Genomic DNA, 18163 nt, shown 5'->3' on the forward strand with positions numbered 1-18163 from the left:
TCTGTTTCATAATTTTTTATGAAAATACACGAATTACCGGTAAAAAAACGACCTTCAACTTTAGTTGTAGGATCGTGAGGGGTAATATTTGTTTCCTTTAAAATTAACATGTTAGGGGTGATTTAGCAGTTAATTTAAGGGTGATGACCCACCCATCATTTTTGAACAGTTGCGATGATTTCTTCCAAGCGCAGTTAACGGTCGGTGAGCACAACAGTGCTTGCCTAACAGCTTGGAGTTTACGATGAATCCCGAAGAAATAGTGGGCCAAATAATTGATGGCGACGACAACGCCAACAATCTAGTCGGAACCGCGGGTGACGATGAAATCAACGGCAACGCCGGTGATGACATCCTAACCGGCGGTTTGGGCAATGACATTCTGGATGGCGGTGACGACATCGACACCGCCGTCTTCAACGACATCGACGTACCCGTCGAAGTCGATCTTCTTGAAGGAACCGCGACACGCGAGACCGGCTTCTCGGTTACGGTCGAAAACGAGCCGTTCGTGAATTTCGGTGATTCCGGGGATAGCTTGATTGACGAAGCTCTGGCCGGCAATCTGTACTACAACATCCACACGGCCGATTTCCCAAGCGGCGAGATCCGCGGTCAGCTAGTAGTCGAAGAAAACACCCTGAGCGGAATGCCGGAAAACGGTATGTTGGTTCTGTCGGCGACACTGGACGCGGCTCAAGAACCCGGACCGCTGTCTGATTCACTGGCGACCGGAACTGCCACGGTGACCGTAACCGTCGTTGACGGCGTAGCAACCTATTCGTCCGAATTGTCAGTGACCGGCCTAGCCGTGTCCGACCTGTTGACGCCAGCGCCGGGTGACCTTTCAGCTATCCACCTGCACAACGCTCCTGAAGGTATCAATGGTCCGGTCGTGCGGGACACTCTGGTCGATGCCGGGGCCGAGTTGGCAACCGCAGACCAGGTTTCGGAGAACCCGTCAGGTGTTCTGGCCGTCGAAGATGTCACCCTTGCGGTGTTGGAAACCGACACTTTGATCAACATCGAAAACATCGTTGGTTCGGATGATGATGACATTCTGACCGGAGACGCGAACGACAACGTTCTGACCGGTGGTCTGGGCGATGACGTACTGGACGGCGGCGAAGGTAGCGACACCGCAGCCTTCAATGACATCGACGTTCCTGTCCAGGTTGATCTGGGTGCAGGCGAAGCAACGCGCGAAACCGGTTTCTCGATTTCGATCGAGGAAGCATCCTTCGCGAACTTTGGTGATCCGACGGATAGCCTGGTTGACGAAGCTCTGGCCGGCAACCTGTACTACAACATCCACACTGTCGATTTCCCGGCGGGCGAAATCCGGGGGCAGCTTGAGGTTACCCAAAACAATCTGGACGAAGACCTGCTCAACGGCACCCTGACTCTGACCGCCCGGTTGGATGCAGCGCAGGAACCTGACCCGATTTCCGACTCGGAAGCAACCGGGCTGGCAACTGTGACCGTCACTGTTGTTGACGGTGTGGCGACCTATTCGTCCGAACTGTCGGTGACCGGTCTGGCCGTATCCGACCTGCTGACGCCAATCCCAGGCGCAGTTTCGGCCATCCACCTGCATAACGCACCCGCCGGGATCAACGGTCCGGTTGTGCGCGACTCGTTGGTTGACGCCGGTGGCGAGCTGGCAAGTGCCGAAGCGGTCGCAGAAAACCCGTCGGGTGTTCTGAACGTCGAAGAAGTGACGGTTCCGGTTACAGAAACCGACACTCTGATCAGCATCGAAAACGTCATCGGCTCGAACGATGGTGACATTCTGATTGGCGACGGGATTAGCAACGTGCTGGACGGTCTGGACGGCGACGATGTTCTAAGCGGCCTGGGCGGTGATGATGTCCTGAACGGCGGTGCAGGGGATGACACCCTGATCGGCGGCGGCGGCACCGACATCATCGACGGTGGTGAAGGCATCGACACCAATGACTTTTCCAACATTAACCTTGGTGCAGAAGATCCTACCATTGCAGGCGTGGCTATCACCTTGGCGGCGAATGGCACAGGCACGGCCGAATATAACGGCGGTGGCGGCAACGGCCCGCTGATCCAGGAAGAGTTCACCGGTATCGAGAACATCACAGGCTCGTCAAACGACGACTCGATCATCGCGTCCGGAGAAGCACCGAATGTAATCGACGGTGGCGCAGGCGATGATATCATCGACGGCGGTGCTGGAGATGACATCCTAATCGGTGGATTGGGCAGCGATACTCTGACCGGCGGCGAAGGTGACGACGTCCTGCAAGGCGGCGCTGGCACCGACATCATCGACGGTGGTGAAGGCATCGACACCAACGACTTTTCCAACATCAACCTTGGTGCAGAAGATCCCACCATTGCAGGTGTCGCTGTCACGCTGGCGGCGAATAGCACAGGCACAGCCGTATATAACGGCGGTGGCGGTAACGGCCCGCTGATCGAGGAAGAGTTCACCGGTATCGAGAACATCATCGGCACGTCCAATGACGACTCGATCATCGCAACCGGCGCAGCTCCGAACGCGATCGACGGTGGTGCAGGTGACGACTTTATCGCTGGTGGCGGTGGTCTGGATGATCTGAGCGGTGGCGAAGGTATCGACACCAACAGCTTCCAGGGTATCGGTGCTGAGGTGATTGCGGACCTCGCAACAGGCAGCGCGTCTTATGCTCCCAACGAGAACGTCACGATCTTCGAGAATTTCGACGGGTTCGAAAACCTCGACGGTTCGGCCAATGACGATCAGTTGTTCGGCGACAACAACGCCAACACACTGACCGGCAACGACGGTAACGACCTGCTGGTCGGCCGTGGTGGCAACGACATTCTGGAAGGTGGCGAAGGCAACGACGTCCTGCGTGGCGGTGGCGGTAACGACATCACCGACGGTGGTGAAGGTATCGACACGGCTGACTTCAGCGACATCGGTTCGGGTGTGACCGCGGATCTGTCGGCAGGTACTGCAGACTACGCAGCGCCAAACGGAAACGCCGTTCAGGATCAGCTGATCAGCATCGAAAACCTGACCGGGTCCGTCAATGACGACGTCCTGATCGGCGACGAAGGCGACAACCTTCTGGCCGGGGCGGCAGGCGACGACATCATCAACGGTGGCGCAGGTAACGACGTTATCCGCGGTGACGCAGTTGGCGACGGCGAAGCCATCACCGTATCGGTGACCAACACGCTGGGTGAAGGCGGAACCTTCCTGACACCTGTCTGGTTCGGTTTCCATGATGGTGCCAACTTTGACCTGTTCACCGCAGGCGAAGAAGCCAGCCTGGGTCTGGAACGTCTGGCCGAAGACGGCAGCGTCGAAGGTATCGCAGCCGAGTTCAACCAGCAGGTTGGTGACAACGGTGTGGATGCGACCATTCTGGGCGGCATCGGTGCGCCGGGTGTCATCGATCCCGGTGAAACGGCCAGCTTTACGCTGAACGTCAACACCGATCAGGTCGGTCAGGGCTTCTTTACCTGGGCAACCATGATCATCCCATCGAACGACGCGTTCCTGGCCGTTCCAGATGATGCGTTGGCAGATCCGATCTTTGACGAAGAGGGCAACTTTATTGGCCCGCTTATCATCGAACGCTTTGGCAACGATGTTCTGGACGCTGGCACCGAGGTCAACAATGAAGAAGGCGCTGCCTTCCTCAACCAGACCGCACGTGACCAGGGTACCGTGGAAAACGGTGTTGTGGGTCTGCACCCGGGCTTCAACGGCTCGGAAGGCAACCCGGACGGCGAACCTGTCAACATTCTGGGTGGCGAAACCGCTGCCGGTACGATTGTTGACCCGATCGAAGGTGACTTTACCCGCAACGGTGGCAATGAGCAGCTTCTGCGCATTGTGATCGACATTGCCGAAGGTGGTAATGACGAACTGTTCGGCGGTGCAGGTGAAGACATCGTTGACGGTGGCCGTGGTGACGACTTCCTGGATGGTGGTGCCGACAACGACACCCTGATCGGTGGGTCGGGCCGCGACACGTTCGCCTTCCGTCGCGGTACCGGTTTCGACGTTGTGGCTGACTTCTCAGTAAGCGTCGAAGACGGCGACTTCCTGGATGTGTCCGATTTCGGAATCACTCAGCTTTCGGATCTGTTGATTGTGGCCGACGGCGAGAACACCGTAATCGACCTGGGTGATGGTGATCAGATCACTCTCGAAGGGGTTGCCCCGGATGAGCTTGTGGCTGAGAACTTTATCTTTGCCGAGGAAGAGGTTGTCGTAAACGTCGATCCGACCAATGGCGACGATGATCTGCAAGGTGGCGTCGGTGACGACAACATCGAAGCAGGTAACGGCGACGATATCGTTCTGGCCGGTGCCGGAAATGACATCGTGGACGGTGGCAACGGCGATGATGATCTGGACGGCGAAGCCGGAAACGATCAGCTTGCCGGAAGCAACGGCGACGATGACCTGACGGGCGGCCTCGGAGACGATGTGCTGGACGGCGGTAACGGCGAAGACGTTCTGGTTGGTGGTGAAGGTGAAGACATCTTGACCGGTGGCCGTGGCGACGACGTCCTCGAAGGTGGTGACGGCAACGATACGCTGGAAGGCGGTCGCGGCAACGACATCCTCTTCGGCGGTGCTGGCGATGACATTGTCTGCGGCGGTATTGGTGATGACATCATCAATGGTGGTACAGGCAACGACCGTCTTGAAGGCAATCGCGGTGCTGACACCTTCGTCTTTGAGGCAGGTCTTGGTGACGACGTCATCGCTGACTTCGAGGCGTTCGCCAATGGCGACACTCTGGACCTGAGCTCGACCGATTTCGACTTTGATACCTTCGAAGATCTGGCTGGTGCCATTTCGCAGGATGGTGACGACGTTGTTATCGATCTGGGCGCAGAAGGCAGCATCACGCTGCTGGGCATCCAGGTGGACGACCTGAACGAAGACAACGTTCTTGTCTAAGTGAAATGCGGCGGCGGCCCTTGGGTCGCCGCCGTTTCTTCTGAAATTTCAGTCACGAAAGAGGGTCACCATGTCCCATAGTCCCAACACACGAACCGAGCTTCAAAACGCTTACCGTACAGCGCGCCCGGGTCTTTTCGCAATTGGTGCCGTGAGTATGGTTATCAACCTGACGATGCTGACCGGCCCTCTGTTCATGATTTTGGTCTATGACCGCGCGCTGCCCAGTCAAAGCTATCAGACCCTTTTTGGTCTCAGCGTTCTGATGCTGGGCCTGTATCTGGTATTTGGCCTGTTGTCTCTGGTCCGGTCCCGCATCCTTGTGCGTATCGGAAACCGGATTAGCAACCTGCTGGAAAAACGCGTGTTCGACGCTCAGATCGAACGTTCGGTCAAGGAAGGCGGCACCAAAGGGCGTGACGCGATTGGTGATCTGGGCACCTTACGGGAATTTATCGGCGGCTCGACCCTTGCCGTTATTTTTGATGCTCCCTGGACGCCAATCTATCTTGGTTTTGCTTACCTTCTGCACCCGTGGTTGGGCTATGCGGGCTTAGCGGGCGTCGTATTCCTTGTCGCAATCGCGATATTGAACAACGCCCTGACGCAACGCGGTGTTGCGCGGGCCAACCAATATCAAACCCGAAGCGCCCGTGTCCTGAACGACGTTGCGCGCAATCACGAAGTCACCCACGCCATGCGGATGCGGGATGATCTGTACCAGTACTGGCACAAGCTGAATGGCAAAGCGCAGGTCAAACAGAGCGATATCAGCGATATGGCTGCGACGCTTTCATCCATCTCGCGCACTGTTCGGTTGATGCTGCAATCCGCAGTTCTTGGCTTGGGCGCGTATCTGGCCATCTCAGGCGACCTGAGCGCAGGCTCAATCATCGCCGCCTCTGTTCTGGTTGGACGCGCGCTTGCGCCGGCAGAGCAGGCCATCGGCAGTTGGCGACAGTATGTGGTCGCAAGCGCCGCACGCGAACGGTTGAATACATTGCTGTCGGAATACCCACCCAAGAAAAGCTCTGTTCAGTTGCCGCATCCACGTGGCGATCTGGAGCTGAAAAACGTGTTTGCCACCACACCGGATGGCGCGAAAATGGCACTGCGAAACGTCTCACTCTCTCTCACAGCTGGTGAGGTGCTTGCGGTGATCGGGCCCAGCGGATCGGGGAAATCTACTCTGGCCCGCGTTATCATCGGTGCGTTGGATCCTGCCCGTGGTAGCGTTCGCCTGGACAAAGCCGATATGGCCTACTGGAACGCCGCTCAACTTCGGGACTCGGTTGGCTACATGCCGCAAAGTGTCGAGCTGTTTGACGGCACCGTTCGCGAAAATATCGCACGGTTTCAGGCGGATGCAACTGACGAAGACGTTCTGTCCGCCGCGCAGGCTGCAAATGCTCATGACCTGATACTGCAGTTGCCAAACGCCTATGACACACCACTAGGCGAAGCCGGAAGCGCATTGTCCGGTGGTGAACGTCAACGGATCGGTCTGGCCCGTGTGTTGTACCGCAATCCTTCCCTGATCGTTCTGGACGAGCCCAACTCAAATCTGGATGCCGCTGGGACCGCTGCCTTGAGCATCACGATCGACCGCCTCAAAGAAGAAGGCAAAACGGTCGTCATCATCGCTCATCGCCTTGGAGCGCTCAATCAGGCGGATAAGGTTCTTGTGATGGACAAGGGAATGGTCTCGGCCTTTGGCCCACGGGATGAGATCCTGCGGACCTATTCCGAAAACCGCGCGAAGAAATCTGGTGAAAACACCGCTAATGCGGCAGAAAAACAAGAGGATGGCTCAAATGCGTGATGCTGTAACACAACCAACGGATCGCTTTGGAAGATGGGTTCTTTTCGCCGTCGCCGTTATGGGTCTGACAGTTGGGGGGTTGGCCTACTGGTCGATGACCACCCGAATTGACGGCGCGATCGTAGCGCCCGGCATGGTGGCATTGGAAACGGATCGCCAGACCATTCAACATTTGGAAGGCGGCATCATTCATGAAATCCATGTGTCAGAAGATGACGCCGTCCAACAAGGTCAGGTTCTGGTCAGCCTTGATACAACCCGTGATCAGGCAGAACTGAACGCATTGACCACGCAGATCGAGACGCTTTCCGTACGTGAGGCCCGGTTGCGTGCAGAGTTGGCCGATGATGATTTCACCCTCATGGACGTGAAATTTTCGAACACAGAGAGTGCCCGAACTATCTTTGCGGCCGAAGCTCAACTGTTCGAAAGCCGGGCACTGGCAAAAAGCGCCAATGCCGTGCAGTTGGAAACGCAGAAAGACGCATTTCTGGCGCAAGTGGCCGGACTGCGCAGCCAAATCAAATCCCAGGAGGCCAACAAAGAGCTTACCCAGGAAGAATTGGAAACCGTCGCAGGGCTGCACGAAAAGGGGTTGGCCAACGTAACGCGTCTGTTGCAGGTCCGGCGCACAGCCCTTGACCTTGAAGCTGGACTATCCAGCAACAAAGCGCAGATCGACAGCGTGATGGCGCAAATTGCCGAAGTCGAAAGCGCGCTTGTCAGTGGTGCCGCAACCTGGCGCGAGGATGTATCGACCGAACTTTCCGTCGTTTCGCAACAATTGCGCGAAGCGCTGGAACGTCAGACCACGATCAGCGACCGGGTTGCCCGCAGTCAGATCATCGCGCCGTTGGATGGCCGGGTCTTGAACCTCGCGTTCCATACCAAGGGTGGTGTCATCGCACCGGGTCAAGCTGTGATGGATATCGTACCGGTCGCAGAACAGCCCGTTCTGATGGCAAACATTCCGGTGACAGAGATTGATCGCGTTGCCCCGGGCCAGAACGCGCGGGTCAGGTTGACCGCATTCAACTATAACCAAACGCCTGAGTTGGATGGTTTGGTCAAATGGGTCTCGGCCGACACAATCTCGGATCCTGTTACCGGCGCTATTTACTACAGCGCCGAGGTAGAGGTCTCGTCGGCGGAATTCACGCGAATTGAAGACAAAGAACTGGTACCAGGAATGCCGGTCGAAATTCTTGTCTCAACGGGCGAACGCCTGGTGGCATCCTATCTGACCCGCCCAATTCGCGACGCGATGACAAAAACATTCCGAGATGAGTAAAGGCAAACGATCCTACCAAGTTGGCCAAGCCTGAGACCCTAAAGGCCAGCTTTCACTGTGTGCCGCGTCGGCAAGTTAAACTTGTGTTCCAAGGTTTTTCTAACCGGCGCGGCAATTTTTTAACTATTACCCGGGAAGAACTGAAATGCGTATTTCACTGGAGCTTTTGGAGTCTTTCCAAACACTGTGCGATACAAAGTCGTATTCGCAAACGGCCACGCTTTTGGGGCGGTCCCAACCCGCGATCAGCAACAGAATGCGAACACTCGAAAAGCTGTTGGGCTTCCAGCTTTTTGTTGGCGGCAATCCCAAACTGGGCAACACACCCGAAGCAGAAGAATTGCTGGAGCATTGCATCTGCATCTCGAAAAAACTCGATCAGATTCAAGCGATTTCTACACTTGACCACGAAAGACCGGTGCGTATTGCGCTGACTTCATTCATCGAAGCTTTTCTGCATGTCTATGAAATCTTTAACACCAGCACTGAAATCACATTCCCGGATTTCTCGATAACGACGCAAAGCTCGGATGTATTAGAAGACGCGCTGCTAAAGCATGCTTACGATACCGCTTATGTTGTCAGTAAGAACATGTCGTCGCAGTCTGCCAAACGCAGTTGGCCCTTCACGGTGCGCTGGCTTGCCAGCAAAGACTTCGTTCTGGATGAGCACCTGAAAAACGATGCCGTTCCAATTGTCGAATTCACCGGAGAGGAGTGCGCCCCCGGCCTGGACAGGCCCTACTTGGAAAGCTTGGAATTTGAAACCAAACCTGTGTTTCAAACCGAGTGCATCAGAACGTATGTCAGCGCAGTTTCCGCAGGCGTTGGAATTGGTTGCATCGGAGACATATTCGTTGCGCATGCACTAAAGGACCGCAACCTTGTCTTCTTGGACAAGCAGTTCGGTGACCTCGGCAGATTTTTCCTCAACAGAATCTGCGCCGACGATCAACCCAGCGATACGCACAGCATCGTGCGGGTTTTTGACATCGCCATCGACAACCAACACAAGATTATTCGCGGCACAGTTTAATCGTGCGGTTTTGGTTTGGTGCCGCGAATTGCAATGGGTTACCTAGCGCGCCTGCAAGACAGACCGTGCAGTCGTTTCGTCGACTACGAGGGTATTGATGTGATCGCCGTTTAGTGCCGCTAAAATCGGATCGACTTTTTCTTCTCCGGTCGCCACTCCTATCCGCGTTGGGATCTGTTTGGCTTCGGTAAGCGGCAGACTGACCAGTTTGGAATTCAGCGTGTTGTCACACAGTTCACCCGCGCAATCCACAAGATGCCCCAATACTTCTGCCCGGACGCCTTCGTCGCGCAATTGCGCCCTGGTTTCTTCAGACAACGGATGGGCCTTGTAATAGGTTGCGTCTTCTCCCGACACGGCCCCAAGACCCAGGATAGAGACATCAGCATTGCGCGCCTGTTCCAAGACATCGCGTACGGCGCGGATCGATAACAACATATCGCGCTCTTCTTTGCTGTCGGCGTGCAAGGGTGTGTGAATAAGCGTGGCAGAGCCACCAAGCCCGTCCGCGATGCGCGTCGCGATATGGTTAACGTCCGTATAATGCTGACCCTGAACCCCACCAGTCAGTGGAATGACGATGTTTTTAGCCGTGCCACTGGGGCGAAGGTGATTTGCCACCGCGCTCAGCGCCTTTCCACCGGATATTGCGAGAACATCGTTATCGTCCAGAATGTTCTGCAAGTGTCTGGCAGCAGCTTTGCCGACAAGATCAAGCACAGTTCCGGCGTTTTCGGTAACCGTATCCACAACCAGAAATTCTGCATTCGGCCATCGATCTTTCAGCTTGTTTTCTTGATCGAACAGTCGCTGAAATGGGCTGTGAATACGAAATTCGACCATACCCATTTCGCGGCCCTGTTTGATCAGGCGGTTCACTTTCGCGGTCGAAAGTTTCAGGCTTTTCGCAATCTCGGCCTGCAGCAAACCCTCCTGAAAATGCAAGGTCAGGACACGGGCAATCAGGCGCAGGGTATCAGGATCTGGTCCGCTTGCGTTCAACTCTCGCTGTCCTTTCTGCTTACCAAGTGGTTCGATGCTGCCGCCAGCAACAGTGCGGCGCCAACGACCAGAGTTTGGAAATAGGCGGGCACGAGTGTCAACATTCCAACGGTCAGAGACATGATGATCAGTGCCCCGATAAAGGATTTCAGAACACGCCCCTCGCCGCCGCTGAAGGCTGTACCACCCAACAGAACCACAAGTATAGCGGTTAATTCCATGCCGTCGCCTGAAAGAGGGTCCCCCAAGGACATAAAGCTCGACCGGGCAATCCCAGCCAGGGCCGCACATACACCCACCAGAACGTAAAGGATAATTACCGTGCGCGCCGTATTGATGCCCGATAGTTTCGCCGCTGTTGGGTTACCACCTGTCGCGGCCGCGTATTTGCCCAACTTCATTCGGTCCTGTGCGATAATCATGGCGATGGTGACCAGAATGGCGACCCAAAAAGCCCAAGGAAGACCGAACAGAACCCCATCACGCCCGTAGTCATTGAACCAACCGGGCATCTTTAACCCACCGCCGGATTTGATGGCGGATACGCCATCCTCAACCAGTAGCAGCGCGATGCCTTTGTACAAGCTCAGTGTAATCAAGGTGGCAATAACAGGTGTGATCTTTAACCGTATCACCAGAAAACCGTTGATCGCACCCAGCAATACACCCACCAGAACGGTCGCCAGAAAGGCGGGCAGGAAAGGCACGCCGTTGATCGCAAGCAAGGCGTAGACCACCGCGCTTAGGCTCATTGCACTGCCAACGGAAAGGTCAATGTACCCTGAGATCATCAATAGCGTGAAGGCACCCGCCAAGGTCAGGATCGGTGCAGAAATACGCAAGATATTGATGATGTTGCGTTCACTTAGAAAGTTGCCCCGTTCGAACAACGGGAACTTGTCCAAGTTCGCTGTACTGAGAACCACCACCACCAGGATCAGAACCAGATAGATATAATAGTCCTTCAAAAACCCCTTCAGGCGATCACCAAAGTCGCGTTGCTGAGTCAGATCGGCCATTATGCGTGCCTCCGGGAAAGGGCCCAGGTCTGGGCCATGATCGCGACAAAGACCGCGATCGCTTTTAGGGTGAATTGCCAGTCAGGCGACAACACCAGACCTGTTGCAGCCGAGGTCACAGTTGCCAGTACGATGGCACCAAAGAACATACCGATGACCGAGCCAAACCCGCCTGCGATAGCGACGCCCCCCAGCAGCGAAATGACAAGCGCATCGAACTCCATCAACGTGCCGCGGTTGGAGAAGCCCGATTTGAACTCTGACGCCAAGAGAACACCAACCGCACCTGCAACCAAAGCGCTGAACAGGTAGAGTTTCACCAGATGACGTGCATTATCGACCCCCGACAATCGCGAGGCCACGGGATTTGCGCCAATCAGATAGGTAAGTCGCCCGAATACAGTTTTTCGTTCCACAATGACGGCCACAAGGATCAAGAGCCCCATCAACACTACCGGCAACTTGATCGAGGTTCCGAACATGGACATGTTGCCCAAAACGCCGAAATCCGCAGGCAAATTCGTATTGCGTTGAGAGCCTTGAGTGATCACCTGCGCAATCCCACGCGCCAACATCATCGTACCCAAGGTCACGATGATTGAGGGCACGCGCAGAACCACAACAAAGACCGCGTTAATCGCACCGATCACCAGCGCGCCCAGCAGCGCGCACACCATCGCCAGCCACGTCGGCATACCCCAACCGGACGACAACGCATTGGCCCCGTCAGTAGATTGGGCAAACCACACTGCCAAAACACCCGAAAGCGCGACAATGCCACCGACCGACAGATCGAAATTCCCCGAAACAAGCAGGAAGGTCACGCCAACCCCCAGCGAGATCACGGCCCAGTTGTTGGTCACAAGGTTCACGACATTCTGGAACTGGAAAAAATTAGGGACGAAGATTGACGCCAGCATGAATAGGGCGACCGCTGCCCCTGCCACCAAAGAGGTGATGAACATCTCATCGCTTAGCCTGTTGTCGCGCTCGGCCAATCTGCGACCTGCGATAGCCTGGTCTGTCATGGTGTTTCACCGCCCCCGCCTGTTACGACATTCAGGATATGTGGAATGTCTACGTCGCCGCCGTTTTGAATCTCGGCCTCAATACGCCCGTCATACATCAGGAATACCCGGTCGCAGATGCCCAGCACTTCCTCCAATTCAGATGAGAAGACACAGATCGCTTTGCCGCTGTTGGCAAGATCACGGATCAGATCGTAAATCTCGGACTTTGCACCCACATCAACGCCTCGTGTGGGTTCGTCCAGCAGAAGCATATCGGCGTCTGCGAAAAGGCATTTCGACAGAACGACTTTCTGCTGGTTACCGCCAGATAGTTTTTCAGTGTATTTTTCGATCGAGTTTGTCGCAATACCCAGTTTCCCAACGTATTCCCGCGCAACAGCCTTTTCGCGCTCATCCTGAAAAATGCCAAAACGGGCAAGTTTTCCGATATTCATGATTGGAATGTTACGTCGGATCGTCAGCTCGGTGAAAAGCCCTTGGGTACGGCGCTCTTCGGGGACTAAGGCGATCCCTGCGGCGATGGCATCTTTGGGCGACACAGGGCGTTCTCGGTTCTTGAACTCAACTTGCCCTTCGGCCTTGTCGGCTCCGTAGATCGCGCGTGCGATTTCGGTTTTGCCTGCGCCAACCAGCCCGTAGAAGCCAACAATCTCACCTTCATGCACGTCAAAGGAGACATCTTTCAGCAGGTGATTGTTCAGCCCTTTGACTTTAAGAACTGTTTTGTCGGACCTTTCACCGCGCGGTTCATAATCATGCGTGATTGCACGCCCGACCATCATCTCGATCAGTTCAGGGCGTCCCTGAACCTCGGTCAGAGGTTTCGTTGCGATGTGTTTGCCATCCCGAAGAACGGTGACGTTGTCACCCAATTCGAAGATCTCATCCAGCTTGTGCGAGATATAGATGACCGTCACGTCCGCGTTTCTGAGCCGACGGATCACGCCGAACAAACGCTCGACCTCACGTTCTGAAAGGGCTGCGGTGGGTTCGTCCATTATGATGATACTGGCACCGGACGATGCGGCGCGGGCGATCTCGACGATTTGCTTCTGCGCGACACTCAGCGAAGAGACGCGCGCCTTTGGGTCGATAGTTGGCTCAATCGCCGCCAGGGTTTTGACGACACGATCTTCGAGATCGGATTTAACAAGAAAGCCAAACCGGCTGGCTTCCATTCCCAAAGTCAGGTTTTCCAGGACCGTCAGTTGGTCTACGACATGCAATTCTTGGAACAATGTGCCGACACCGCTTTTGCGCGCGTCCTGCGTCGTTGAGGGGTCGTATTTCTGGCCAAGAATAGCCATTGAACCGCTGGTAGGTTTTAGCGCTCCAGTCAACATCTTGACGATGGTCGACTTCCCTGCCCCGTTTTCACCCACGAGACAATGAACTGTATTCCGATCTATGTCGAAAGATACGGTATCCACAGCGCGCACACCGGGATAGTCCTTTGTCAATTCTCTGACGGACAGTGCTTTTTCGGAAAAAGCGGTCTGCACGATCATCCCCTTGTTTTAAACAAACCCCATCTAGCCGCGCGAATGCAGCAGCCTCAGACAGAGCTTACTCGAGTTTGATTGTAGTTCCACCAACACCGAAGCGCCCAGCGAACCAGAAGCTTCGGCATTGTAGTTTGTTGCGAATGTGGTCTGCGGGTCAGGGCAGGCACAGCCACCTAACCCGCATCTAGGACCTATTCAGCGCGGGCATCAGCCGCCGAACTGATCTTTCAGCCACTGCTCGGCTTCATCCTTGGGCATCGTCCAGTAGGACACGGTATAAGCCTTGTAAAAGAACTCCTCCGCTGTGTCCGACGTCCGTTCAACTTTGCCATCCAGCACGTCCATGATCAGATCAATCCGGCCTTGCGCAGTTTCCACCGGTGGCAATCCCATCGAAACCTTGAGGCTGGAATTCGGATCGTAAACCTGCTCGAACTCGACCGAGTCAAAGTCGACGCTGGCCACGATTTCAGTAAGCGGTTTACCGTTGTCGAATTTACCACGTCCCAGCTGCGCCAAGCCTGCCATAGTTCCGACAGTCAGGTTGGACGCTTCGGAATAGATCAGGTTCACCTCAGGCCGCTGCGTCAGCAAATCAACGATGATCTGCTTTGCCGCTTCCTGACCTTTGCTGGAATCCAGCGCGCCCAGGTTTTCTGCGTCTGGATCAACTGATAGAACACCTTCGGCAAACGGCGCAGTCCGGCCAGAGTTTACTTCGGTGTGGTTCGGCCATCCCAGCTGTACCATCACGATCGGCTTGTCAGGATGCGCGTCTTTCCACGCCTTCGCCATTTGCGCGCCCATCTCGAACGAAACGGCAGCCTCGTCGCTGCGTGCCGTTGGAATACCGGTGTCGGTAATTGGGCTGAAGAACGATGTCATTACGATGTCGTCTGCTAACGCATCTTCGACACCCGGCGTCGCAGCCTCGGCATCCCAGATGTGCAGCGTAGCGGCGTCGAAGCCACCTGCCGAGATTTGGTCGACATTCTGCGTCATGACAGCAGAATCCGCCTGACCATCAAACACCACCACTTCAGCACCGTATTTTTCCTTGGCGTAACGTTCAGCCTCAGCCGCCTGAGATTGGTGAAACACGTTCGACAAGTCGGACACAAAGAACGCGATCCGCTTGCCGTCTTCGGCAAAAGCCGCTGCACCGCCCACAACTGTCAGAGTGGTCGCCAACAGGCTTGCCTTTAGTAAATTCCTCCGCTGCATTTTTCTCTCTTTCCCTTTTCGTTTCCTCCAGAGTGCGGCTGATCCGGTCAGATTCTGTCCGGGCCGCAATCCCAGCATCTGACCCCCTCTAGGATCAAAACTGAAATTTATTGCAGTAGTTGTTATTATTATCAATCAGACCTTCGCCGTCAACTTTTTTGACCACTTTTTGCTTAAAAAAATTCGAGTGCGGCTGAGAAGCTAAAATCACATAATTATTTGTTTTTATTGATTTATATATGCCCTCAAAACTAACCAACATATATCCTGCGTTATCACGTTAATCCAAGGCAGCAAGACGGCTCTCTGGTAGTCCCTTGCGCACCGTATCCAGCGGAAATCGCGAATCTCAAATTGTTAGAGTTTTGCTAATTTCTCTACGGTGATTCTGGTGCTCTGCGTGACCTGTTCCTTAAAACGCGACATGTGCGGCATGTGTTTATGGGCCTCAATAGCAGCACTGTCCGACCAAACTTCATGGCACAGGAATTCGGGTTTTTCTGCAGCGGAAATAAACACATCATAGATGATGTTTCCGGCTTCTTGGCGGCTGGCTGCCGCCAGTTCTTCGATCGCCAACCGGACAGGTTCGGCATCTTCAGCATCTGCAACAATACGAGCTATTATGACGACTTCACTCATTGATTATTGCCCGTGGCGGATCATATCCGCCGCTTTTTCTGCGATCATCACGACCGGAGACGCCGTGTTCCCGGATACGATTTTCGGCATAACCGATGCGTCCACGATCCGAAGGCCCGACAAACCATGAACTTTTAAATCTGTGCCAACGACCGCAGCAGCATCGGAACCCATCTTGCACGTCCCGACGGGATGAAAAATCGTTGTCGCGATATCGCCGACGCCCTTCACCAGGTCTTCGTCTGAACTCATCACCGGGCCCGGCAGGATTTCTTCGGGTTCATAAGGTTTCAATGCATTCGCGGTCATGATCTGACGCGCCTGCCGAACTGACGAGACCGCAACCCGTTTGTCATTTTCGGTAGACAAATAATTCAACCGGATATCCGGTTGTTGCGCCTTGTCGGCAGTTTGTATGTGGCACGTCCCAATGCTTTCGGGACGCAAGTTACACACGGAAACCGTGATCGCCGGGAACGGGTGCAGCGGATCACCCAACTTATCCGTAGAAAGTGGCTGAACATGATATTCGAGATCAGGTGTTTCAAGATCAGGGTTGGACTTGGTAAACATGCCAAACTGACTGGGAGCCATGGACATCGGACCCGATTGCGTGAGCCCGTATTGCAACGCAATCTTGGCCTTGCCTACCATTGAGTTCGCCATCGTGTTCAGCGTTTTGGCATTCTTGACTTTGAACACAGTACGGATTTGTAGATGGTCTTGCAGATTCTCACCCACGCCTTTCATTTCGTGCCGAACGTCGATCCCATTTTCTGTCAAAACATCCCCACGGCCTACACCTGACAGTTCCAGAATCTTGGGCGAGTTTATTGCGCCAGCCGCCAGAATAACTTCGGCGCTCGCGTGCGCGTCGTATTGGGTGCCCTTTTGCGAAAAGCGCACGCCTGTGACCTGCTTGCCGTCGAACAAAAGAGTTTCAGTCTCAGCATGCGTCAGAACCCGAAGGTTTTTGCGCTTCATTGCAGGACGCAAAAAGCCTTTGGCCGTATTCCACCGGACACCGTTGCGCTGGTTCACTTCGAAAAAACCGGTGCCTTCATTGCTTCCGTCATTGAAATCGGATCGGGGCATTATCCCGAATTCTTTCGCGCCTTCTTGGACGGCTTTCAAAATGTCCCATTCTAGTCTTTGCTTGGAAACCTTCCATTCGCCGCCATGCCCGTGAAGATCGGACTTTCCTGCATGGTGGTCTTCGGATTTCAGGAAGTACGGCAATACATCATCCCAACCCCACCCGGTATTGCCCAGTTGCCGCCAATGGTCATAGTCGGCCGCCTGACCACGCATGTAGATCATGCCATTGACCGAAGTGCAGCCACCCAAGACCTTTCCCCGAGGATACACAAGAGAACGACCATTCAGCCCTGGCTCTGATGCAGTCTTCATCATCCAGTCGGTGCGAGGGTTACCGATACAGTAGAGATACCCAACCGGGATATGCACCCAGTGGTAATTGTCAGACCCTCCGGCCTCGAGCAACAGAACCCGGTTTTTCGGGTTCTCGCTCAGCCGATTGGCCAATACACACCCCGCAGTGCCCGCACCGACGATGATGTAATCGTAGTCTCCGTCAAATTTTTGCGCGTCTGTCATGGGGTCTTGTTCTTTCAATCTAGTATTCAACGACCAGCTTACCGATCATTTTACCCGTTTCGATGATTGCATGGGCTTGCTTTAAAGTGTCAGCGGAAAGTCCACGCAGTATTTTTTGCTCGGTCGTCCGAACAATTCCATCATCCACCAGTCGTGCCACACGGTCCAGTATCTGACCCTGTCGCGCCATGTCTCGGGTTTGAAACAAGGGGCGCGTAAACATCAGCTCCCACATAAGGGCCGCCGATTTCCCCTGAAGCGCGGAAATGTCCAGCCGCTCGGACGTTTCGACAATGGTACCGATGCGCCCTTGTGGTGCAATCAACTCAACCATTGCGTCCCAATGCAGCGCTGTGTCGGCGTATTGAGCGATGAACTCGACGTATTCGAAACCCTGCGCCCGCGTCTCTGCAACCAGTTCACGGTGATTGACCACCCGATGTGCGCCCATTTGTTGACACCACGCCACCGTTTCCGGGCGTGATGCAGTAGCGATCAGGTTCAATCCGGTGAGTTTACGCGCCAATTGCAGCGTTATCGATCCAACGCCTCCAGCGCCTCCGATAACCAAAAGGCTGGCTGGTGCATCCGCGTCAGCCACTTGCAGACGGTCAAACAGCATCTCCCACGCGGTCAAAGAAACCAGAGGCAACGAAGCTGCCGCCGCGGGGGGTACTGTTTTTGGCGCGCACGATACGATCCGGTGATCTACGGCCTGCAACTCGGCATAGGATCCGGGGCGGCTCGCATCACCTGCGTACCACACCCTGTCACCCGGTTTGAAACCCGCAACTTCAGCCCCCATGTCACGCACGAGTCCGACAGCATCATAGCCCAGTATGTATGGATCGGAGTGATCCTGATCAACGGCGGTTCGCATGCGTTGCTTGGCGTCGGCTGGGTTGACCGAGATGGCTTCAATCTCGACCAACAAGTCAGCCGCCCTCGGCGTCGGATCCGGTAGCTCGACATCAAGCAGGCTTTCCGCAGCAGTAATCGGAAGCGATTTCAGGAAACCGACAGCCTTCATAC

12 protein-coding genes are annotated in these 18163 nt (G+C 54.9%); 4 read left to right on the forward strand and 8 right to left on the reverse strand.

Annotated features, from left to right (window positions below; genetic code table 11):
• The first annotated feature begins 244 nt into the window (after positions 1 to 244).
• The 4 genes from ACR0DG_RS11980 (at position 245) to ACR0DG_RS11995 (ending at position 9091) form a co-directional block, all read left to right on the forward strand.
• Positions 245 to 4942 (forward strand): CHRD domain-containing protein, encoded by a 4698-nt coding sequence (locus ACR0DG_RS11980; protein WP_480697056.1) that lies wholly within the window; start codon positions 245 to 247, stop codon positions 4940 to 4942.
• A 70-nt stretch (positions 4943 to 5012) separates the two neighbouring features.
• Positions 5013 to 6764 carry a type I secretion system permease/ATPase gene (locus ACR0DG_RS11985; RefSeq protein ID WP_480697054.1) on the forward strand — a complete coding sequence of 584 codons (1752 nt, stop codon included), beginning with the start codon at positions 5013 to 5015 and terminating at the stop codon, positions 6762 to 6764.
• Positions 6757 to 8055: an HlyD family type I secretion periplasmic adaptor subunit gene (locus ACR0DG_RS11990; RefSeq protein WP_480697052.1), complete on the forward strand. Its 1299-nt coding sequence runs from the start codon at positions 6757 to 6759 to the stop codon at positions 8053 to 8055. Before ACR0DG_RS11985 ends, ACR0DG_RS11990 begins: the two co-directional genes overlap by 8 nt.
• Before the next feature lie 145 nt (positions 8056 to 8200).
• Positions 8201 to 9091 (forward strand): LysR family transcriptional regulator, encoded by an 891-nt coding sequence (locus ACR0DG_RS11995; protein WP_480697050.1) that lies wholly within the window; start codon positions 8201 to 8203, stop codon positions 9089 to 9091.
• Positions 9092 to 9133: 42 nt separating this feature from the next.
• Here ACR0DG_RS11995 and ACR0DG_RS12000 read toward each other — a convergent pair whose 3' ends face one another.
• The 8 genes from ACR0DG_RS12000 to ACR0DG_RS12035 form a co-directional block, all read right to left on the reverse strand.
• Positions 9134 to 10093 (reverse strand): sugar-binding transcriptional regulator, encoded by a 960-nt coding sequence (locus ACR0DG_RS12000; RefSeq protein ID WP_480697048.1) that lies wholly within the window; start codon positions 10091 to 10093, stop codon positions 9134 to 9136.
• Entirely contained in the window at positions 10090 to 11112 is a 1023-nt protein-coding gene (locus ACR0DG_RS12005) for an ABC transporter permease (RefSeq protein WP_480697046.1), read from the reverse strand. Before ACR0DG_RS12005 ends, ACR0DG_RS12000 begins: the two co-directional genes overlap by 4 nt.
• Positions 11112 to 12140: an ABC transporter permease gene (locus ACR0DG_RS12010; protein ID WP_480697044.1), complete on the reverse strand. Its 1029-nt coding sequence runs from the start codon at positions 12138 to 12140 to the stop codon at positions 11112 to 11114. The genes ACR0DG_RS12005 and ACR0DG_RS12010 overlap by 1 nt, the downstream gene beginning before the upstream one ends.
• Complete coding sequence (locus ACR0DG_RS12015; protein WP_480697042.1) at positions 12137 to 13645, reverse strand: sugar ABC transporter ATP-binding protein; 1509 nt, start codon at positions 13643 to 13645, stop codon at positions 12137 to 12139. The genes ACR0DG_RS12010 and ACR0DG_RS12015 overlap by 4 nt, the downstream gene beginning before the upstream one ends.
• 210 nt (positions 13646 to 13855) lie before the next feature.
• Positions 13856 to 14872, reverse strand: a complete 1017-nt coding sequence (locus tag ACR0DG_RS12020; protein WP_480697040.1) for a sugar ABC transporter substrate-binding protein — start codon at positions 14870 to 14872, stop codon at positions 13856 to 13858.
• 357 nt (positions 14873 to 15229) lie between these two features.
• Positions 15230 to 15514 carry a putative quinol monooxygenase gene (locus ACR0DG_RS12025; protein WP_480697038.1) on the reverse strand — a complete coding sequence of 95 codons (285 nt, stop codon included), beginning with the start codon at positions 15512 to 15514 and terminating at the stop codon, positions 15230 to 15232.
• A gap of 3 nt (positions 15515 to 15517) precedes the next feature.
• Positions 15518 to 17131 carry a GMC family oxidoreductase gene (locus ACR0DG_RS12030; RefSeq protein WP_480697036.1) on the reverse strand — a complete coding sequence of 538 codons (1614 nt, stop codon included), beginning with the start codon at positions 17129 to 17131 and terminating at the stop codon, positions 15518 to 15520.
• 19 nt (positions 17132 to 17150) lie between these two features.
• Complete coding sequence (locus ACR0DG_RS12035; protein ID WP_480697034.1) at positions 17151 to 18161, reverse strand: zinc-binding alcohol dehydrogenase family protein; 1011 nt, start codon at positions 18159 to 18161, stop codon at positions 17151 to 17153.
• Positions 18162 to 18163 lie beyond the last annotated feature (2 nt).

This window comes from Ruegeria sp. BG8, assembly GCF_056538325.1.